This is a genomic window from Microbacterium sp. OVT16B (assembly GCF_019969705.1).
Lineage (GTDB): Bacteria > Actinomycetota > Actinomycetes > Actinomycetales > Microbacteriaceae > Microbacterium > Microbacterium natoriense.
Window position 1 is genome coordinate 370,081 of sequence record NZ_JAHXZA010000001.1, and the last position, 17,562, is coordinate 387,642.

Genomic DNA, 17,562 nt, shown 5'->3' on the forward strand with positions numbered 1-17,562 from the left:
CAGGCGCTTGCGCCTTGAAATCGATTTCGCGTACAGTGGCGCACAGGTTTCATGATTCGCGGCATCGGTTTCAAGGAGGACGCCATGCGCTGCACCCTCGGGGTGGACATCGGCACATCCAGCAGCAAGGGCGTACTCGTGGATGCCGACGGCGCGATCCTCGCCACGGCGAGCAGGGCGCACGACGTGAGCCGCCCGCACAGCGGCTGGGTCGAGATGGACGGACGCGTCTGGTGGGAGGAGTTCGTCTCCCTCGCCGGTGAGCTGATCGCCGCCGTCCCCGGAGCCGAGATCGTCGGCGTCGGCGTGAGCGGCATGGGGCCGTGCATCCTGCTCGCAGACGAGGAGGACGAGCCCGTGCGACCCGCCATCCTCTACGGCGTGGACACCCGAGCCGGTGAGCAGATCGAGCGGATGACGGACGAGCTCGGCGCCGAGGAGATCGCCAGGGTGGGCGGCTCGCTCCTCACCTCGCAGGCGGGCGGCCCGAAGATCGCGTGGATCGCCGAACGCGAGCCTGAGGCCTGGGCGCGAGCGCGTCGCCTGTTCATGCCCGCCTCGTGGCTCGCCAGGCGGCTCACCGGAGAGTACGTGCTCGACCACCAGTCGGCGAGCCAGGTGTCGCCCCTCTACGACATCGAGGCGGAGCGCTGGCACGACGAGTGGTGGGAGCGGTACGCGGGCCCGATCGAGGCCCCTGAGCTGCGCTGGGCGGGCGACATCGCCGGCGCGGTCACCGCCGACGCGGCATCCCTCACCGGCATCCCGGAGGGGGTTCCCGTCATCGTCGGCACCATCGACGCGTGGACCGAGGCCGTGAGCGTCGGAGCGCACGAGGTCGGCGACCTCATGCTCATGTACGGCACGACGATGTTCCTCGTGGCGACGGGGGAGCAGACCCTCCGCACCCCCTCGATGTGGACCACAGCCGGGGCCTTCCCCGGCACGCGCAACCTCGCGGGCGGGCTCTCGACCTCCGGGGCGCTCACCGCCTGGCTGAAGGACCTCACCGGCGCCGACTATCCGGAGCTGCTCGCCGAGGCCGAGGTTTCCGGCCCCGGCGCGCGCGGGCTGCTCATGCTGCCCTACTTCGCCGGGGAGCGGACGCCGATCCAGGACCCCGACGCCCGCGGTGTCATCGCAGGACTCGCGCTGGAGCACACCCGCGGGGATCTGTACCGTGCGGCGCTCGAGGCCACGGCCCTCGGGGTGCGGCACAACGTCGAGACCATGCGCGCCGCAGGCGCCGACATCCGCCGCATCGTCGCGGTGGGCGGAGGCACGCAGGGGCGGCTGTGGCTGCAGGTCGTGTCCGACGTCACCGGTCTCGTGCAGGAGGTGCCGGAGAAGACCATCGGCGCCAGCTTCGGAGCCGCGTTCCTCGCCGCGGTCGCGACCGCCGAGGGAGAGCCGGCGGAGATCCGCGACTGGAACCCGATCGTCGAGAGCATCCGCCCGGCCCCTGAGACACGAGCGCTCTACGACGAGCTCTTCGACCGCTACCGGTGGCTGTACGAGTCCTCCAAGGACCTCGTGCACGAGCTCGCCGCAGACCAGAGAGAGGCATCCGCATGACCCGCAGGGCCCGCGGCATCCCGCACACCTCACAGGCCACGGCCTTCCCCCTCGGAGGCATCGGCACGGGCAACGTCTCGATCGGCGCCCGCGGAGAGCTGCGCGACTGGGAGTTCGAGAACCTTCCGGACAAGGGGCGCGACAACCCGTACTCCTTCTTCGCGATCCACGCGGCGCCCGAGGGCGGCCCCGCGGTCACCCGCGTACTGGAGGCGCGGCTCACAGGACGCCACGACGCCGACGCCGGCTACGCCTTCGACCGGCTCTCGGGCCTTCCCCGCCTGGACGCGGCCACGCTGCACGGCGAGTACCCGGTGGTCGACGTCGACTTCGAAGACGCGACGCTGCCGGTCGACGTCTCCCTGCACGCCTTCACCCCGCTCGTTCCCCTCGACGCCGACGCCTCCGGCATCCCCGCCGCGATCCTCCGCTACCGCGTGAGCAACCCCGGCTTCGCGCCCGTCGCCGTGACCGTGGTGGGCAGCGTCTCGCACACCGCCGGCCGCGGTGCGCCCGGTCCCGATGCGCCCTGGGGCATGCGCGCGACGCAGACCGTGCGCTGGCGCGAAGAGGGCGGAGTGCGCGGCCTCGACTTCGGCATCGACCTCCCCGCAGACGACCCCGGATACGGCACGCTGAGCCTGACCACGACGGATGCCGCCACCACGGTGAAGCCGCAGTGGGTGACCAGCTACTGGCCCGACGGCGCACGGCTGTTCTGGAACGACCTCACCGACGACGGGCTGCTCGCCCCCGAACCGCGGCTGACCCTGGAGGACCGCCCGCGCGGGCTGTTCGCCGAGCTCGACGCCGACCCCGACGCTCCGCCGCTGACCGAGGAGGAGATGCTCGCCAAGCTGCCCCGCATCCGCACCGGCTCCCTCGGCATCGTGCACACCCTCGCCCCGGGGGAGAGCCGAGACTTCGAGTTCGTCCTGTCGTGGAGCTTCCCCCACCGGCGGCGTGGGTGGCACGGGCACATCGTGTTGGCGGATCCGCCCGGCGACGAGATCGTCCGCAACCGCTATGCGACGCTCTGGCCCGACGCGTGGGCCGCGGCCTCGCACCTGCACGAGAACCTCGGTGCGCTGGAGTCCGCGACGGATGCCTTCGTCGACGCGCTCTACGGCGGCACCCTCGACCCGGTCCTCGTCGATGCGATCGGCGCGAACATCGCCGCGGCGCGATCGACGACCGGATTCGTGCTGGAGTCCCCGAACCCCGAGCTGGGGGAGGGGCCCGTCTTCGCGGCGTGGGAGGGGTCCTTCGACCACGGCGGCTCGTGCGAGGGCACCTGCACGCACGTCTGGTCGTACGCCCAGACCCTCGCGTGGCTGTTCCCCTCACTCGAGCGCAGCGCCCGCCGGGTCGAGTACCTGCTCGAGACCGACGACGCCGGTGCGCAGAAGTTCCGCGGCAACCGCATCTTCGGCGGCCCCTCCTGGTTCATGGGTCCCGCCGTCGACGGGCAGCTCGGCACCCTGCTGCGCCTGCACCGGGAGTGGCGGTTCAGCGGTGACGAGGGGTTCCTCCGCGAGCTGTGGCCCGCGGCATCCCGCACCCTCGACTACGCGATCCGCGAGTGGGACAGAGACGGCGACGGCCTGCTCGACGGCGAGATGCACAACACCTACGACATCGAGTTCCACGGGGCGGAGCCGCTCGCGAACGGCGTGTACCTCGCCGCGCTGCGGGCGGGGGCGCGGATGGCCTCCCACCTCGGCGAGGCCGAGCGCGCCGCCGCATGGACCGCGCGCGCCGACCACGTCGCCGCCGCGATGGACGAGACGCTGTGGAACGGCGAGTACTACCGGCAGGTCATCGACGATGCCGACGCCCACCGCTACCAGTACGGCGACGGCGTGCTGTCCGACCAGCTGCTCGGGCAGTTCCACGCGTTCGTGAACGGACTCGGGCTCCTCCTCCCGGCGGAGCGCGTCGACTCCGCGCTCGCCGCGATCGCCCGCCACAACCTGCGCGACGACCTCTCCGCCCACGAGAGCACGCAGCGCGTGTACGCCCTGAACGACGAGGGCGGACTGCTCCTCGCGTCCTGGCCGCGCGGCGGACGGCCGGCGATCCCGTTCGTCTACTCCGACGAGGTGTGGACGGGCGTGGAGCACCAGGTCGCGGCATCCCTCCTCTTCGCCGGCCGCTACGACGACGCCCTCCGCATCGAACGGGCGCTGCGCTCGCGCTACGACGGAGCCCACCGCAGCCCGTGGAACGAGATCGAGTGCGGCAACCACTACGCCCGCTCCCTCGCGTCCTGGGCGCTGCTGCTCGGCGCGAGCGGAGCGCAGTGGGACGCCCCGCTCGGGGTGCTCTCCTTCGCTCCGACGACCGAGGGTCCCTTCCGCAGCCTCTTCACGACCGGCGACGGCTGGGGCCGCGTCGAGATCGACGGAGACGCCCTCACCCTCCGCCTCGACGGCGGATCCCTCGACATCGACGATCTGCGGCTGCACGGCCGCAGCGTCGACCGCGGCATCCGACTCCGAGCCGGGGAGTCGCACACCACCCCCATCCAGACACCGGAGGCATCATGACCACCTACACCCTGCCGACGCCGGTCACCCGGCCGGCATCCGCGCCGAAGACCGCCTACCTCATCACCTCCGGCGATCTCCGCGAGTCGGCGAACATCGCCGGCTGGCCCACCCAGGTCGAGCTCGAAGAGGGCGTCACGGGGGTGCTCGACGGCCTCGGCTGGACCGTCATCCGCCCCTTCGGCGTCGACCCGGCGACCGGGCACGGGTTCATCTCCAGCCAGCGCATGGGTCTGGAGGTCTTCAGGGACATCCCCGTCGACGCGCCGCTCGTGGTGGCCATCGCCAACTGGCAGTACTCCCACCACGTGCTCGCGGGCCTCCGCACGCACGAGGGGCCGATCCTCACCGTGGCGAACTTCGCGGGCGACTGGCCGGGGCTCGTCGGCCTGCTCGGTCTCAACGCGGGACTCACCAAGATGGGCAAGCCCTACGCCACCACGTGGTCGGTCGACTACACGGACGCCTGGTTCACCGACGCGATCAGGGAGTGGACCGAGACCGGCTCCATCACGCACGACGACTCGCACGTGCGCCCTCTGCCCGAGCTCCCTGACAGCCCGGAGAAGCGGCTCGGCGAGGCGCTCGCCGCTCAGCTGCGCGCGGAGAAGGCCATCATCGGCGTCTTCGACGAGGGCTGCATGGGCATGTACAACGCCATCTTCGACGACGAGCTGCTCAACGGCACGGGCATCTACAAGGAGCGCCTGTCGCAGTCCGCGCTCTACGCCGAGATGCTTAACGTCACGGAGCAGGAGGCGGATGCCGCCTACGACTGGCTCGTCGCGCACGGCATGACCTTCAAGTACGGAGAGGATGCCGCGACCGAGCTCACCCGCGAGCAGGTGCAGTGGCAGATGAAGATGTACATCGCCGCCCTCCGCATCGCCGACGACTTCGGACTCGACGCCGTCGGCATCCAGTACCAGCAGGGGCTCAAGGACCTCGTGCCCGCGTCGGACCTCGCCGAGGGCATCCTGAACTCCACCGAGCGCCCTCCCGTGACCTCGCGCGACGGCTCGCGCGTGCTGCACGAGGGGCGGGCCTTCCCGCACTTCAACGAGGCCGACGAGGGCGTCGCGGTCGACGCGTTGGTCACCGATCGCGTGTGGCGAGCGATGGGGCTGGTGCCGGACAACACCCTGCACGACGTGCGCTGGGGTGAGGACTACGACGGCGAGTTCGTGTGGGTGTACGAGATCTCGGGCTCGGTGCCGGCCTCGCACCTGGGCGGGTGGCAGAACGCCGAGGGCTGGCGCCAGGGTCACGTGTTCTTCCCGGCGGGAGGGGCGACGATCAACGGCGTCTCGAAGCCGGGCGAGATCGTGCTGTCGCGCGTGTTCATCGCCGACGGGGTGCTGCAGGCCGACATCTTCCGCGCATCCGTCGTGGAGCTGCCGGAGGAGGAGACCCGGCGCCGCAAGGAGGCCACCAACCCCGAGTGGCCGATCGCGCACGTCGTGCTGCACGGGCAGACGCGCGATCAGTTCATGGCGCGTCACAAGGCCAACCACGCGCAGCTCGTCTACGCCCCCGACGCCGAGACCGCCGATCGGGCGCTGGTCGCGAAGGCCGCGATGTTCGCGGGCATGGGCATCCGCGTCAACCTCGTGGGGGACGTGACGTCGCTCTGACGCAGCAGTGAGGGGCCAGTGAGTGCGGCATACGGGTCTCTCGACCCCGCACTCACCGGCCCCTCACGTGATCGTCAGCGACGGAAGAGCACCGTCACGGGGTCGGATGCCGTGCCCTTCACGCTCTGCGTCACGGCGACGGACTGCGGCCGCGTCAGCTTGCGGTCGAGGACCAGCGCCCAGGTGCCGTCGGCGGCGACAGACGCGGTCGCGGGTGATGCCGTGCGCCCGGGGCCGCTCGTGAGCGCCGTGACCTCGGCGCCGGCGACGCCGGTGCCGCGGATCGTGATGCGGTCGCGGTCGAGCGCGGCGGTCGGCGCGGCCGGCGGCTGCGGGGTGACTCCCGCGGCCTCGTCCTGCACGGCGGAGAGGCTCGTCATCCACGTGAAGTCGGTCTTCGTGATGCTGTTGTCGCCGAACACCTTGCCGTCACGATCGACGGCGTAGGCGAAGAAGCCGCCCTTCGCGCCCTCCTCCGGCTGCCAGATGGCGTACTGGTAGGCGGTCGACGACGGCGCCGTGGCCGGGTCGTAGATGCCCTCGGCGTCGCCCCAGTGGGTGCGGTCCTGCTCCTCGTAGAAGGAGAAGCCGGGGAGGAAGCGGCACGGCGCGATGTCGTCGGCGAACGTCTCCCACGTCGCCTGCATGCCGCCCGTGCCGCGCCCGTACGCCTGCAGCAGCACGTAGGAGACGGTGTCGGAGACCGCCTCGAACAGTGCGGTGTCTCCGTCCTGGTTGGTGTCGTAGATGAAGATCCGGTCGGTGCCGGACTTCGGCCCGATGAGCTCGCCGAGGGCTCTGAACACGCCGATCGCGCGGGTGAGCTCGTCGCCCTGGGGGTAGGACTCGACGTCGATGTCGATGCCGTCGAGCCCGTACGGCGTGACGTAGGTGTCGACGAGCTCCTGCGCGTAGGCGGCGTAGGCGGCATCGGTCAGGGGGATGTCGGCCTTGGCGAGCCGGTCGATCCACAGCGTGTAGACGACCTTCGTCCCGCGCGCGTGCAGCGTGGGCACGTAGGTGTCGCGGAGCGTCGGCCAGTAGTCGGTGCCAGCGGTGGCGCCGGCGTCGAACACCATCGCGACGTCGATCTCGGACGGCAGGTCGGTCATGCGCGTGACGTTCGGGTCCGGCAGGTTCGAGTTCGCGCTCTGCGGCACCGTGACGTCGCGCCAGGTGCGGTAGTACGCCATGGTCTGCGGAGTGCTCTCGCACTGCGCGGTGCTGGAGGCGGAGGATGCCGCCGGAGCTGCGGTCGTGTCGGCGACGGCGGGCTGCGCGGCGAAGGCCGCGAGTCCGGTCAGCAGTGCGCTCAGTGCGAGCGCCGTCGTTCGCTTCATTGCTCTCTCCTTCGAGGGGTGGGGTGCTCAAGAGCGGCGAGTCGGCCGCCGCTACTTAAGCGCTTTAGTGGCACCGTAGCAGAGCGCAACTGTTGTGCCCAGTCCAATTTCACGATCGGCCTTGATCGCTACAGTTGTGGAATGTCCAAAGCCAAGCGCGTGACCATCACGGACATCGCCCGTCTGGCCGGGGTCTCTCCCGGCGCGGTGTCCTTCGCGCTGAACGGGCGCCCCGGAGTCAGCGAGCAGACGCGCCAGCGCATCCTCGACATCGCCGAGGAGCACCAGTGGCAGCCCAGCTCCGCCGCCAGGGCGCTGGTCGGAGCCCGCGCGGGGGTCATCGGCTTCGCGGTGAACCGTCCAGCCGACACGCTCGGCAACGAGGCCTTCTTCACCGACCTCATCGCCGGCGCCCAGTCGGCCCTCGCCGCCCACCGCATCGCCATGCAGATGGTGCTCGTCTCCTCGATCGAGGAGGAGGTGGCGACCTACCGCCGCTGGCGCAGCGCCAATCAGGTCGACGGCGTGATCGTGATCGATCCGCGCGACGACGACCCGCGTCTCGCCGTGCTCCCCGAGCTGGACATGCCCGCCGTCGTGATCGGCAGCCGTTCCTCCGAGGAGGGGCAGCCGGCATCCATCTGGCTCGACGACAGCCAGGTGGCCCACTCGCTCTTCGACTACCTGTCGGCGCTGGGACACCGCTCGATCGTCTACGTCGCCGGTCCCGAGGAGTTCCAGCACACGCGGCTGCGCATCGACGTGCTGGCCGGCCTCGCCGCCCGCGGCGTGACGGGAGAGGTGATCACGACGGACTTCTCCCCGCTCGCGGCATCCGCCACCATGCGCCGTGTGCTGAGCCGCCGCGATCGACCCACCGCCGTCGTGTTCGACAACGACGTGATGGCCATCGCCGGACTCCGCATCGCGCAGGAGATGGGCGTCTCGGTGCCGGGCGACCTCTCGATCGCCTCCTTCGACGACTCGGTCGTCGCAGGGCTCATGCACCCCTCGATCACCTGCGTCACGCGCGACACCTTCGGCCTCGGAGCGGATGCCGCGGCCTTCCTCCTCGAGCAGATCGAGGTGCCGGACGTGCTGCCCGACCGGGTGGGCGCGCTGCCCGTGCTCACCGTGCGCGAGAGCACGAGCGCCCCGCGCTAGCGGCTTCCCCTTCGGGACGGAACGGGCCGGAACGGCGCGGCGGCGGATGCGGTGCGGTCAGACGACCGTGTTCTGCGAGGCGTACGCGGGGCCGCCGACTCCGGGGCGCACGAGCTCGGTGATCCCTCGCGTCGCGAGGACCTCGGGCTTCTCGGCATCCGCCGACGTCACGAACGCGGGGTCGACGCCCGACTCGCACGCGTCGACCCAGGCCTGGAACACCGCGCCGCCGGGACCCAGGGCCGCGCGGCTGACGGGGGTCTCGTCCTCATCGACCTCGACGACGATGCCGAGCGTTCGTGCCGGAGCGTCCTGACGCTCGCGCAGTTCGGGGATGAGGTCGGCGAAGCGGCGGCCGATCGGCTTGGCCGATCCGTCCTGATCGATCAGCCCGAGCGTGTACTCCAGCTCGGGGAAGTCGGCGAGGCTGCGGCTGACGTCGTGGGAGCACCACCACGTCACGCCCCACAGGTTCTCGGTGCGGGCGGCCGAGCGCAGAGTCGCCTCGAGGAACCCGGGCGTCTCCTCCGGAGCGAGGCAGTTGGAGGGGGCGCCGACCTCCTGCAGCCAGATGGGCCGCGCGGGGTCGGTGGCGAAGCCGCGGGCCAGCTCGATCATGTACTCGGCGTGGCGGTCGGATGCCGTGGATCGGCCGCCGTAGCGCTGCGCCGTGCCGTTGAAGATCCAGGAGTGCACGGTCGTGATGTCGCCGAGCCGCGATGCGAGCCGCGGGGTGAAGCCGTGGCCGTCCATGTACCAGGCGGCGTCGTACTCGCTGTGCACGTGCTGCTGCGCGGGGGCCGCGGCGCGGGCGGCGTCGAGGAGAGTGGTGATCCAGTGCGCGGCCTCGGCTTCGGTCACCGGCCACGGCGACGGGTGCGTCTCCGCGGAGAACTGGTTGGTCTCGTTGCCCAGCGTGAAGCCGAGGAAGTTGCCCGCCTCGCTGAGGTTCGCGCCCAGCCGGGTGACGAGCTCGGCCTGGCCGCTCAGCGCGTCGGGGTGCGTGAACATGTTCTTGTCGTGCCAGGTGAACAGCCACGAGGGGATGAAGTCGAAGCTCGACAGGTGCCCCTGGATGACGTCGACGCTCGCGTCGAGCCCGAACTCCCCGGCCATCTCCACCACGGCGCGCACGTCGTCGATCGCGTCGCAGCGGATAAGGGTGCGGTTGGGCTGGAGCTGCGTCCACAGCGGGAAGATCCGCACGTGGTCGAGCCCGAGTCCGGCCAGCGCCTCGAAGTCGCGGCGGACCTCGTCGAGGTCGAGCGACATCCAGGAGTGCATCCACTGCGAACGCGGGGTGTAGTTGGCGCCGAAGCGCAGCGGGGCGACGAGACTGGGCATCGCTGTCCTTTCGAGAATCGACGCTGACACGAAGCATCCCGTGGCTGGACCCTCATGGCGACGGTGTGGCATGCTAAGGTCACTATACCGTTTTAGTACGGGTTGTGACAGCGACTCGAGCGAGACGCGCCAGCCTGGCCACTTCGAAGGAGAAGTCCATGAAGCACCGTTCCACAGCAGTCGCGGGCCTCGCGGTCGCGGCATCCCTCGTCCTCGCCGGATGCACCGGCGGCGGCGCCTCCACCCCGTCGGGTGGCGACGGCGAGATCGGCGGGGAGATCACCTTCCAGACCTGGTCTCTCAAGAACGACAAGTTCACGCCGTACTTCGAGGGCGTCGTCGCGGCGTTCGAGAAGGAGCACCCCGGCACGAAGGTGAAATGGATCGACCAGCCCGGCGACGGGTACGAGGACAAGATCCTGCAGCAGGCCGAGTCCGGCGAGCTGCCCGACGTGATCAACCTGCCGCCGGAGTACGCGTACTCGCTGGCATCCGCCGATCAGCTGCTCGACCTCGGCGGCGCATCGAAGGTCATCGACGACTACGTCGCCGGCGGCGTCGCGGCCTACCAGTACGACGGCGTCGAGGGCTCGTTCGCCTTCCCGTGGTACCTCGGGACCGAACTGAACTACTGGAACAAGGCGCTGCTCGCCAAGGGCGGCGTGACCGAGGCGCCGAAGGACTTCGACGAGACCCTGGATGCCGCCGAGAAGCTCGCCGCTGCCGGCGTGCCGATGTTCTCCTCCGTGCCCAGCCCGAAGACGCTGCAGATCGTCGGCGCCTCGCCCGACATCTTCAAGGACGGCGAGTTCGTCTTCAACACCCCCGAGGCCGCGAAGATCGTCGACCGCTACGCCGAGCTCTACAAGGCGGGCGCCATCACGGCCGAGGCTCTGCAGGGCGCGGGAACGGCGAACTCGAACATCAACATCTTCAACACCGGCGGCGTCGCCTGGACCACGGCCGGCCCGAACTACATCGACAAGGACGTCGCGGTCAACGCGCCGAACCTGCTCCCCGACGTCGATGTGACCAACGGCTTCGGCAACCCGCCGCTGTTCGTGCAGGGCATCAGCGTCTCGAAGAACTCGAAGAACTCCGCCACGGCCCTGGCCTTCGCCGAGTTCGTCACGAACACGGAGAACCAGATCGCGTTCGTGAAGCTCGCCGCGGGCTTCTTCCCCGGGACGATCGCGGCGAACGCCGACCCGTCCGTGTTCGCCGAGGCTCCGGTGAACGAGCTGCAGGGCACGGCGACGACGCTCGCCGCCGCGCAGATGGCCGACGCGAAGCAGACCGGCGCCCCGCAGTACACCGAGGCGATGGAGACCTACGCCAAGCAGCAGATCGCCCTCGCCATCACCGGCGAGATCTCCGGCCAGGAGGCGCTCGACAAGGCTGTGGAGTACGCCCAGCAGAACCTCGTCGGCTGAACGACGCGGCGGAGAGGACGAGACCGTGAAGAGACAGAGATGGTTCACGCCGTATCTGCTGGTGCTGCCGGCGGTGATCTGGGTGTTCGTGTTCGCGCTGTGGCCGTTCCTGAACACCGTGATGCTGGCCTTCACGGATGCTCGTCCGCTCCGCCCCGCCGAGTTCGTCGGGCTCGCGAACTTCGCGAAGCTCTTCGAGGACGAGCGGTTCGGCTACGCGCTGTCGACGTCGCTCGTCTACGTCGTCGTGTGCGTGCCGCTGCTGACGTTCCTGCCGCTGCTGCTCGCGATGCTCGTGCACAACAAGATCCCCGGCATCGGGTTCTTCCGCACGACGTTCTACTTCCCGGTGATCGCCTCGGCCGTGGTCGTGGCGATCGTCTGGGAGTTCCTGTTCTCCGGCAGCGGCACCGTGAACTCGGCGCTGAAGTTCTTCGGGCTGGCCGACCGGCCGATCGAGTTCCTCTCCGACCGCTGGCTGCTGATCGGCTGCGCGATCGGCCTCACGGTGTGGAAGGGTCTCGGCTACTACATGGTCGTGTACCTCGCGGCCCTCGGGAACGTCGGCCGTGAGCTGCACGAGGCGGCGGCGATGGACGGCGCCGGTCGCTGGCGCCGGTTCTGGTCGGTGACCGTCCCGGGGGTGCGCGGCCCGATGATGCTCGTCTCGGTGCTCGTCTGCGTGGGGGCGATGCGCGTGTTCACCGAGCTCTACGTCCTCTCCAACGGCTCTGGCGGCCCCGGCGGGCGCGCGATGAGCATGGTGATGCTCATCCAGTCGATGGGCAAGGGCCTCAACGGCCAGGTCGGCTACGCATCCGCCATCTCCCTCGTGCTGTTCCTGCTCACGCTCGTGCCCCTCGCGGTCGTCGGCATCCTCAACAACAGCGACACGATCAAGGAGGCGCTGGTGACCAGACGCACGGCGAAGGCCGCGAAGGTCGCCCGCCGCGCGCAGGAGGTGGCCCGATGAGCGTTGATCAGAAGCTGCGCCGCGAGCGCCCGTACCGCACGAGCGGATCGGTCGACATCATGAAGCCGTCGCTCGGCGGCCTGATCGGCAGGTACGCACTGCTGCTCGTCGTGCTCGCCGTCATGGTGTTCCCGTTCCTGTGGCAGATGTCGACGTCCTTCAAGGGCGCCACCGAGAACATCTACGACTTCCCGCCGACGCTGATCCCGCAGGCGCCGACGCTCGACAACTACGCCGAGGTGTTCCGCACCATCCCCGTGCTCGACTACGCCTGGCACTCGCTGCTGGTCGGCGTGGGCACGGTCATCACCAACGTCATCTTCGCCACCATCGGCGGCTACGCGCTGGGGACGATGCGCTTCCGCGGCAAGTGGATCGTGCTGGCGATCATCTTCTCGACGCTCCTGCTGCCCGGGGAGGTCACGCTGACCAGCCAGTACCTGACGGTGAAGTCGCTGGGGCTCGCGAACACCCTGTGGGGGGTCTTCCTCCCCGGAGCGATCGCCGCGATCAACGTGCTGCTGATGATGGCGGCGTGCCGCATGATCCCTCCGGACACCCTGGACGCCGCGACCATCGACGGCGCCAACACGATGCAGCGGCTGCGTCACATCGTGTGGCCGAACGTGCGGGGCATGGTCTCGGTCGTGGCGCTGTTCGCGTTCATCGGCGCGTGGGACGACTTCCTCTGGCCGCTCGTCGTGCTCTCCGACCCGGCGAACTACACCCTCACCGTCGGCATGCAGTACCTCAGCTCGAACTTCTCGGCGAACCCGCGCGTCATCGCGGCGGGCACGATGATCGCGCTCGTGCCGATCATCCTGCTCTTCGCGGCGCTGCAGCGGCAGTTCTTCAAGGGCGTCGAGGAGGGCAGCGTCAAGGGATGACAGCGGATGCCGAGAACACACCGCGCTGGCTGGCGCTCCCGCAGCCTCGGACGGCGACGCTGACCGGAGGGCTCTGGCGCCCGGCATCGGTGCGCGTCGTCGCCGACGACCCCGCGTTCGCGCGGGAGGCCGTGCGGCTGGAGGCGGAGCTCGCCGCGCGGGGGATGCCGAGCGGCGACCGCTCGATCATCCGCCTGGTGGCCACCGCTCCGAGCGCGGCCTCGACGGAGGCGTTCGAGATCGACATCGCCGACGACGTCGAGGTGCGCGCGTCGAGCCCGGTCGGGATCTTCCGTGCGACCAGGCAGCTGCTGCACAACCTCCGAGCGCAGGGCGCCGTGCCTCACGGGGCGGTGCGGTCGGCGCCGTCGGTGCCGGAGCGCGGCCTCCACCTCGACGCCGCCCGCAAGCACTTCCCGACCGAGAGCATCCTCGCCCTCCTCTCCGCGCTCGCCGACGTCGGCCTCACCTCCCTCCAGTGGCACGTGTCGGAGCACGAGGGCTTCCGCATCGGATCGGAGGCGTTTCCGGAGGTCGTCTCGGCGGAGCACGTCTCGCGCACGGACGCGGCGGTCATCGCGGAGGCGGCGGCGGATCTGCACATCGACCTCATCCCGTCGCTCGACATGCCGGGGCACCTCGGGCGCGTCCTGGCCGCGCACCCGGAGCTGCGGCTCCCCGGGGCGGACGGGAACCCGATCGAGGGAGCCCTGGACATCACCCGCGACGAGGCCGTGGCGTTCGCGCGCCGGCTGATCGACGACGTCGCCCCGCTGTTCCCGCACAGCACGCGGTGGAACCTCGGCGGAGACGAGTTCGTCGACTTCGCCCGCATCGACGACCATCCGGCCCTCGCCGGGGCGGCGCGCGAGCGCTTCGGCGACCGCGCGACGGGCTTCGACCTGCTGACCGACTTCGTCAACCGCATCGCCGCGCACCTGCGCGATCACGGCTTCGCCGCGCGGGCGTGGAACGACGGGATGCTGCGCGGCGAGGTCGTCGCGCTCGACCCCGACGTGACGCTCACGTGGTGGACCAACTGGCACGTCGACATGCGCCCGCTCTCCGCGGCGGTCGCGGCGGGCGCCCGGCTGGTCAACTTCCACGACGGCCTCTTCTACTACGTGCTGGGGGAGAAGGCCGGCTACCGCTACCCGACGAGCGCGCGGATCTGGGAGGCCGAATGGCACCCCGGGCTGTTCCCCTCGCTGCCGGACGGGACGCGTCAGGAGATCGCGGCGCCCTACCCGGCGCTCCTGCTCGGCTCGTTCTTCTCGGTGTGGTCCGACGACTCCGACGCGCAGAGCGTGGAGCAGGTGCTCGACGGCATCCGCTCACCGCTGCGGGCGATGGCGGAGCGCGCGTGGAACGGCGGCTCGCGCCTCCGGCTCGACGAGTTCGACGAGATCGACGCGCGGATCGGTGTCGCGGCTCTGCCCGCGGCGGCTGCCCGGTAGCGTCGAGGCGTCGAATCGATTCCGTGCGCTCCATCGAATTAGTAAAGTAATCTGAGTAATCCCCCGACCCGTCAAACGGAGACACCCCCCTCATGCATGACGACACCTCTCTCACCGTCGGCCGCGTCAAGCGGGTGCTCGATGAGCGCATCCGCCCCGCCATCCACTCGGCCGCTGTGCCGCTGACGGTGGAGCGCAACGAGCTGCCGGGCGAGCCGATCGCGCCCGCAGACGGCCTGGCGCTGCCCTTCGCCCCGGACTCCGTGCCGAGCGTGTGGGGACCCGCCTGGTCGACGACCTGGTTCAAGCTCACCGGTCGCGTGCCGGCGGAGTGGGCCGGCCGCAGGGTCGAGGCCGTCATCGACCTCGGCTTCGACATCAACATGCCGGGCTTCCAGTGCGAGGCGCTCGTCTATCGCGCCGACGGCACCCCGGTGAAGAGCATCAACCCGCGCAACCAGTGGCTTCCCATCACCGAGACCGCCGACGGCGACGAGCCGGTCGAGCTGTACCTCGAAGCCGCCGCCAACCCCGTGCTGCTCGATTACCACCCCTTCCTGCCGACGCAGGAGGGCGACATCCGCACCTCCTCCACGGAGCCGCTGTACCGCACGCGCCGCATCGACCTCGCCGTCTTCGAGAGCGAGGTGTTCGAGCTCTCCCTCGACCTCGAGGTGCTGTTCGAGCTGCAGGCCGAGCTCCCCGCGACGTCCCCGCGCCGCATGCGGATCCTGCAGGCGATGGACGACGCCCTCGACGTCCTCGATCTGCAGCGCATCGCCGCCACGGCATCCGATGCCCGCGCGCGGCTCGCCGACGTCCTCGCGGCGCCCGCCGAGGCGAGCGCCCACCGCATCTCGGCCATCGGGCACGCCCACATCGACTCCGCCTGGCTGTGGCCCGTGCGCGAGACGATCCGCAAGGTGGCCCGCACCACGTCCTCGATGACGACGCTGCTCGAGGAGCAGCCCGAGTTCCAGTACGGCATGTCGAGCGCGCAGCAGTACGCATGGCTCAAGGAGCACCGCCCTGAGGTGTACGCGCGGGTCAAGGCCGCCGTCGCCGACGGTCGCTTCCTGCCGCTGGGCGGGATGTGGGTCGAGTCCGACACCGTGATGCCGACGGGTGAATCGCTCGTGCGGCAGTTCTCCTACGGCCAGCGGTTCTTCGAGAGCGAGTTCGGCATCCGATCGAAGGGCGTATGGCTGCCCGACAGCTTCGGCTACTCGCCCGCCCTCCCGCAGCTCATGCGCAGGGCCGGGTTCGAGTGGTTCTTCACGCAGAAGATCTCGTGGAACCAGCAGAACGTCTTCCCGCACCACACCTTCCTCTGGGAGGGCATCGACGGCTCGCAGATGTTCACGCACTTCCCGTCGATGGACACGTACAACTCGCAGCTCAGCGGCATGGAGGTGGCCAAGGCCTCGCGGCAGTTCAAGGAGAACCGCCTGAGCTCGCGCTCGATCGCCCCCGTCGGCTGGGGAGACGGCGGCGGAGGCACCACCCGCGAGATGACCGGCAAGGCCACCCGCCTCGCCGATCTCGAAGGCAGCGCCCAGGTCGTGTGGGAGCACCCCGACGTCTTCTTCGACGCCGCGCGCGCCGAGCTGCCGCACCCCGCCGTGTGGGTCGGCGAGCTCTACCTCGAACTGCACCGCGGCACGCTCACCAGCCAGCACGCCACGAAGGCGCTCCACCGCTGGGCCGAGCACGCGCTGGTCGAGGCCGAGCTGTGGGCCGCGACGGATGCCGTGCGCACCGGCGCGGCGTACCCGCAGGAGGCGCTCGACCGCCTGTGGCAGACGGTGCTGCTGCACGAGTTCCATGACATCCTCCCCGGCACCTCCATCGCCTGGGTGCACCGCGAGGCCGTCGAGGTGCTGTCCGGGGTTCTCGACGAGGCGCGAGCGCTCGCCGACGACGCCCGTCGCTCCCTCGCGGGGGAGGGTGACCGCGAGCTGCGCTTCGTGCCCAGCTCCGTCGGTGCGGGCGGTGCGGGCGGTGCGGGCGGTGCGGGCGGTGCGGGCGGCGCGGGTCGGGCGCTGGGCGCCGCGTTCGCCGAGGCCCCGGCCGCGGCATCCGTCTCCCTCGCCGAGGAGAGCAGCGGCTGGCGTCTGGAGAACGACCTCGTGTCGGTGCTCATCTCGGCCGACGGGCTGATCGTCTCCGCGGTCGATCGGGCCTCCGGGCGCGAGGCCATCGCCGAGGGCGCCGCCGCGAACCTGTTCCAGCTGCACCAGGACTTCCCGAACATGTGGGATGCGTGGGACATCGACCGCTATTACCGCAACAGCGTCGACGACCTCACCGAGGTCTCCGAGATCACGGCATCCGTGGTCGACGGCGCCGCCGTCGTGAAGGTCGTCCGCCCGTTCTCGGAGTCAACGATCGCGCAGACGATCATCCTCCGCCCTGGATCGCGCACGGTGCTCCTGCGCAACGAGATCGACTGGCACGAGACCGAGAAGCTGCTCAAGCTCGCCTTCCCTCTCGACATCCAGGCCGCGCATACCGAGGCCGAGACGCAGTTCGGGTACCAGTCGCGCGTGACGCACACGAACACCAGCTGGGAGGCCGCCAAGTTCGAGACGTCCATGCACCGGTTCGTGCTGGTGCGCGAGCAGGACTTCGGCGTCGCTCTGGTGAACGACTCCATCTACGGCTACGACACCTCGCGCGAGGTGCACGACGACGCGGTCACCACGACGGTGCGGCTCTCGCTGCTGCGCGCCCCGCGCTTCCCCGACCCCGACACCGACCACGGCCACCACGAGATCGAGATCGGCTTCGTGATCGGGGCGGATGCCGCGATCGCCACCGCCGAGGGCATCGCGCTGAACTCCCCGGCCACGGTCGTGCAGGGCGCCCGCGAGGTCGCTCCGCTCGTGTCGGTGCAGGGCGACGGCATCGTCGTGTCGGGCGTGAAGCTCGCCGACGACGGCTCGGGAGACGTGATCGTGCGGCTCTACGAGGCGCTCGGACGCCGTGCGACCGGTTCGATCACGGCGGACTTCGAGCACAGCGGGATCCGCGAGGTGAGCCTCATCGAGGACGCGCTGGACGAGCCGCGTCTCGGCGGCGAGCTGCGACTGCGTCCCTTCGAGGTGCGCACGCTGCGCATCGTGCGCTGAGCCCCTGCGGGCGGTTCCCGTCGCGAAAGATCTCGGAATAGCGCCGAGATAGCGGGATCTTTCGCGACGGGAGCA

11 protein-coding genes are annotated in these 17,562 nt (G+C 70.3%); 9 read left to right on the forward strand and 2 right to left on the reverse strand.

Features of this window, described 5'->3' with window-relative positions; all coding sequences use genetic code 11:
* Positions 1-51 precede the first annotated feature (51 nt).
* The 3 genes from LC438_RS01800 to LC438_RS01810 are packed head-to-tail and all read left to right on the forward strand — an operon-like array spanning position 52 to position 5,758.
* Entirely contained in the window at positions 52-1,575 is a 1,524-nt protein-coding gene (locus LC438_RS01800; protein WP_374197863.1) for an FGGY-family carbohydrate kinase, read from the forward strand.
* Positions 1,572-4,124, forward strand: a complete 2,553-nt coding sequence (locus tag LC438_RS01805; RefSeq protein WP_223585650.1) for a GH116 family glycosyl-hydrolase — start codon at positions 1,572-1,574, stop codon at positions 4,122-4,124. Before LC438_RS01800 ends, LC438_RS01805 begins: the two co-directional genes overlap by 4 nt.
* Positions 4,121-5,758: a fucose isomerase gene (locus LC438_RS01810; protein WP_223585651.1), complete on the forward strand. Its 1,638-nt coding sequence runs from the start codon at positions 4,121-4,123 to the stop codon at positions 5,756-5,758. Before LC438_RS01805 ends, LC438_RS01810 begins: the two co-directional genes overlap by 4 nt.
* Positions 5,759-5,832: 74 nt before the next feature.
* Here LC438_RS01810 and LC438_RS01815 read toward each other — a convergent pair whose 3' ends face one another.
* Positions 5,833-7,098 (reverse strand): endo-beta-N-acetylglucosaminidase family protein, encoded by a 1,266-nt coding sequence (locus LC438_RS01815; RefSeq protein ID WP_223585652.1) that lies wholly within the window; start codon positions 7,096-7,098, stop codon positions 5,833-5,835.
* Positions 7,099-7,239: 141 nt separating this feature from the next.
* On the opposite strand from LC438_RS01815, the gene LC438_RS01820 reads away from it, so the two are divergent.
* A complete protein-coding gene (locus LC438_RS01820; protein WP_105676382.1) occupies positions 7,240-8,262 on the forward strand; it encodes a LacI family DNA-binding transcriptional regulator in 1,023 nt (340 codons plus the stop codon).
* Between the two features lie 57 nt (positions 8,263-8,319).
* Here LC438_RS01820 and LC438_RS01825 read toward each other — a convergent pair whose 3' ends face one another.
* A complete protein-coding gene (locus tag LC438_RS01825) occupies positions 8,320-9,606 on the reverse strand; it encodes a glycosyl hydrolase (RefSeq protein ID WP_223585653.1) in 1,287 nt (428 codons plus the stop codon).
* Between the two features lie 158 nt (positions 9,607-9,764).
* Here LC438_RS01825 and LC438_RS01830 point away from each other — a divergent pair, with 158 nt between their 5' ends.
* The 5 genes from LC438_RS01830 to LC438_RS01850 all read left to right on the forward strand — a co-directional run bounded on the left by LC438_RS01830 (position 9,765) and on the right by LC438_RS01850 (position 17,487).
* On the forward strand, positions 9,765-11,039 hold the full coding sequence (locus LC438_RS01830; RefSeq protein WP_105676379.1) for an extracellular solute-binding protein: 1,275 nt from the start codon (positions 9,765-9,767) through the stop codon (positions 11,037-11,039).
* Positions 11,040-11,064: 25 nt separating this feature from the next.
* Positions 11,065-12,012 (forward strand): carbohydrate ABC transporter permease, encoded by a 948-nt coding sequence (locus tag LC438_RS01835; RefSeq protein ID WP_105676377.1) that lies wholly within the window; start codon positions 11,065-11,067, stop codon positions 12,010-12,012.
* The gene (locus tag LC438_RS01840; protein ID WP_223585654.1) at positions 12,009-12,899 is read left to right on the forward strand and encodes a carbohydrate ABC transporter permease; all 891 of its coding nucleotides are present in this window, start codon (positions 12,009-12,011) and stop codon (positions 12,897-12,899) included. Before LC438_RS01835 ends, LC438_RS01840 begins: the two co-directional genes overlap by 4 nt.
* Positions 12,896-14,356: a family 20 glycosylhydrolase gene (locus LC438_RS01845; protein WP_223585655.1), complete on the forward strand. Its 1,461-nt coding sequence runs from the start codon at positions 12,896-12,898 to the stop codon at positions 14,354-14,356. Before LC438_RS01840 ends, LC438_RS01845 begins: the two co-directional genes overlap by 4 nt.
* Before the next feature lie 92 nt (positions 14,357-14,448).
* On the forward strand, positions 14,449-17,487 hold the full coding sequence (locus LC438_RS01850) for a glycoside hydrolase family 38 C-terminal domain-containing protein (protein WP_223585656.1): 3,039 nt from the start codon (positions 14,449-14,451) through the stop codon (positions 17,485-17,487).
* The last annotated feature ends 75 nt before the right edge of the window (positions 17,488-17,562 follow it).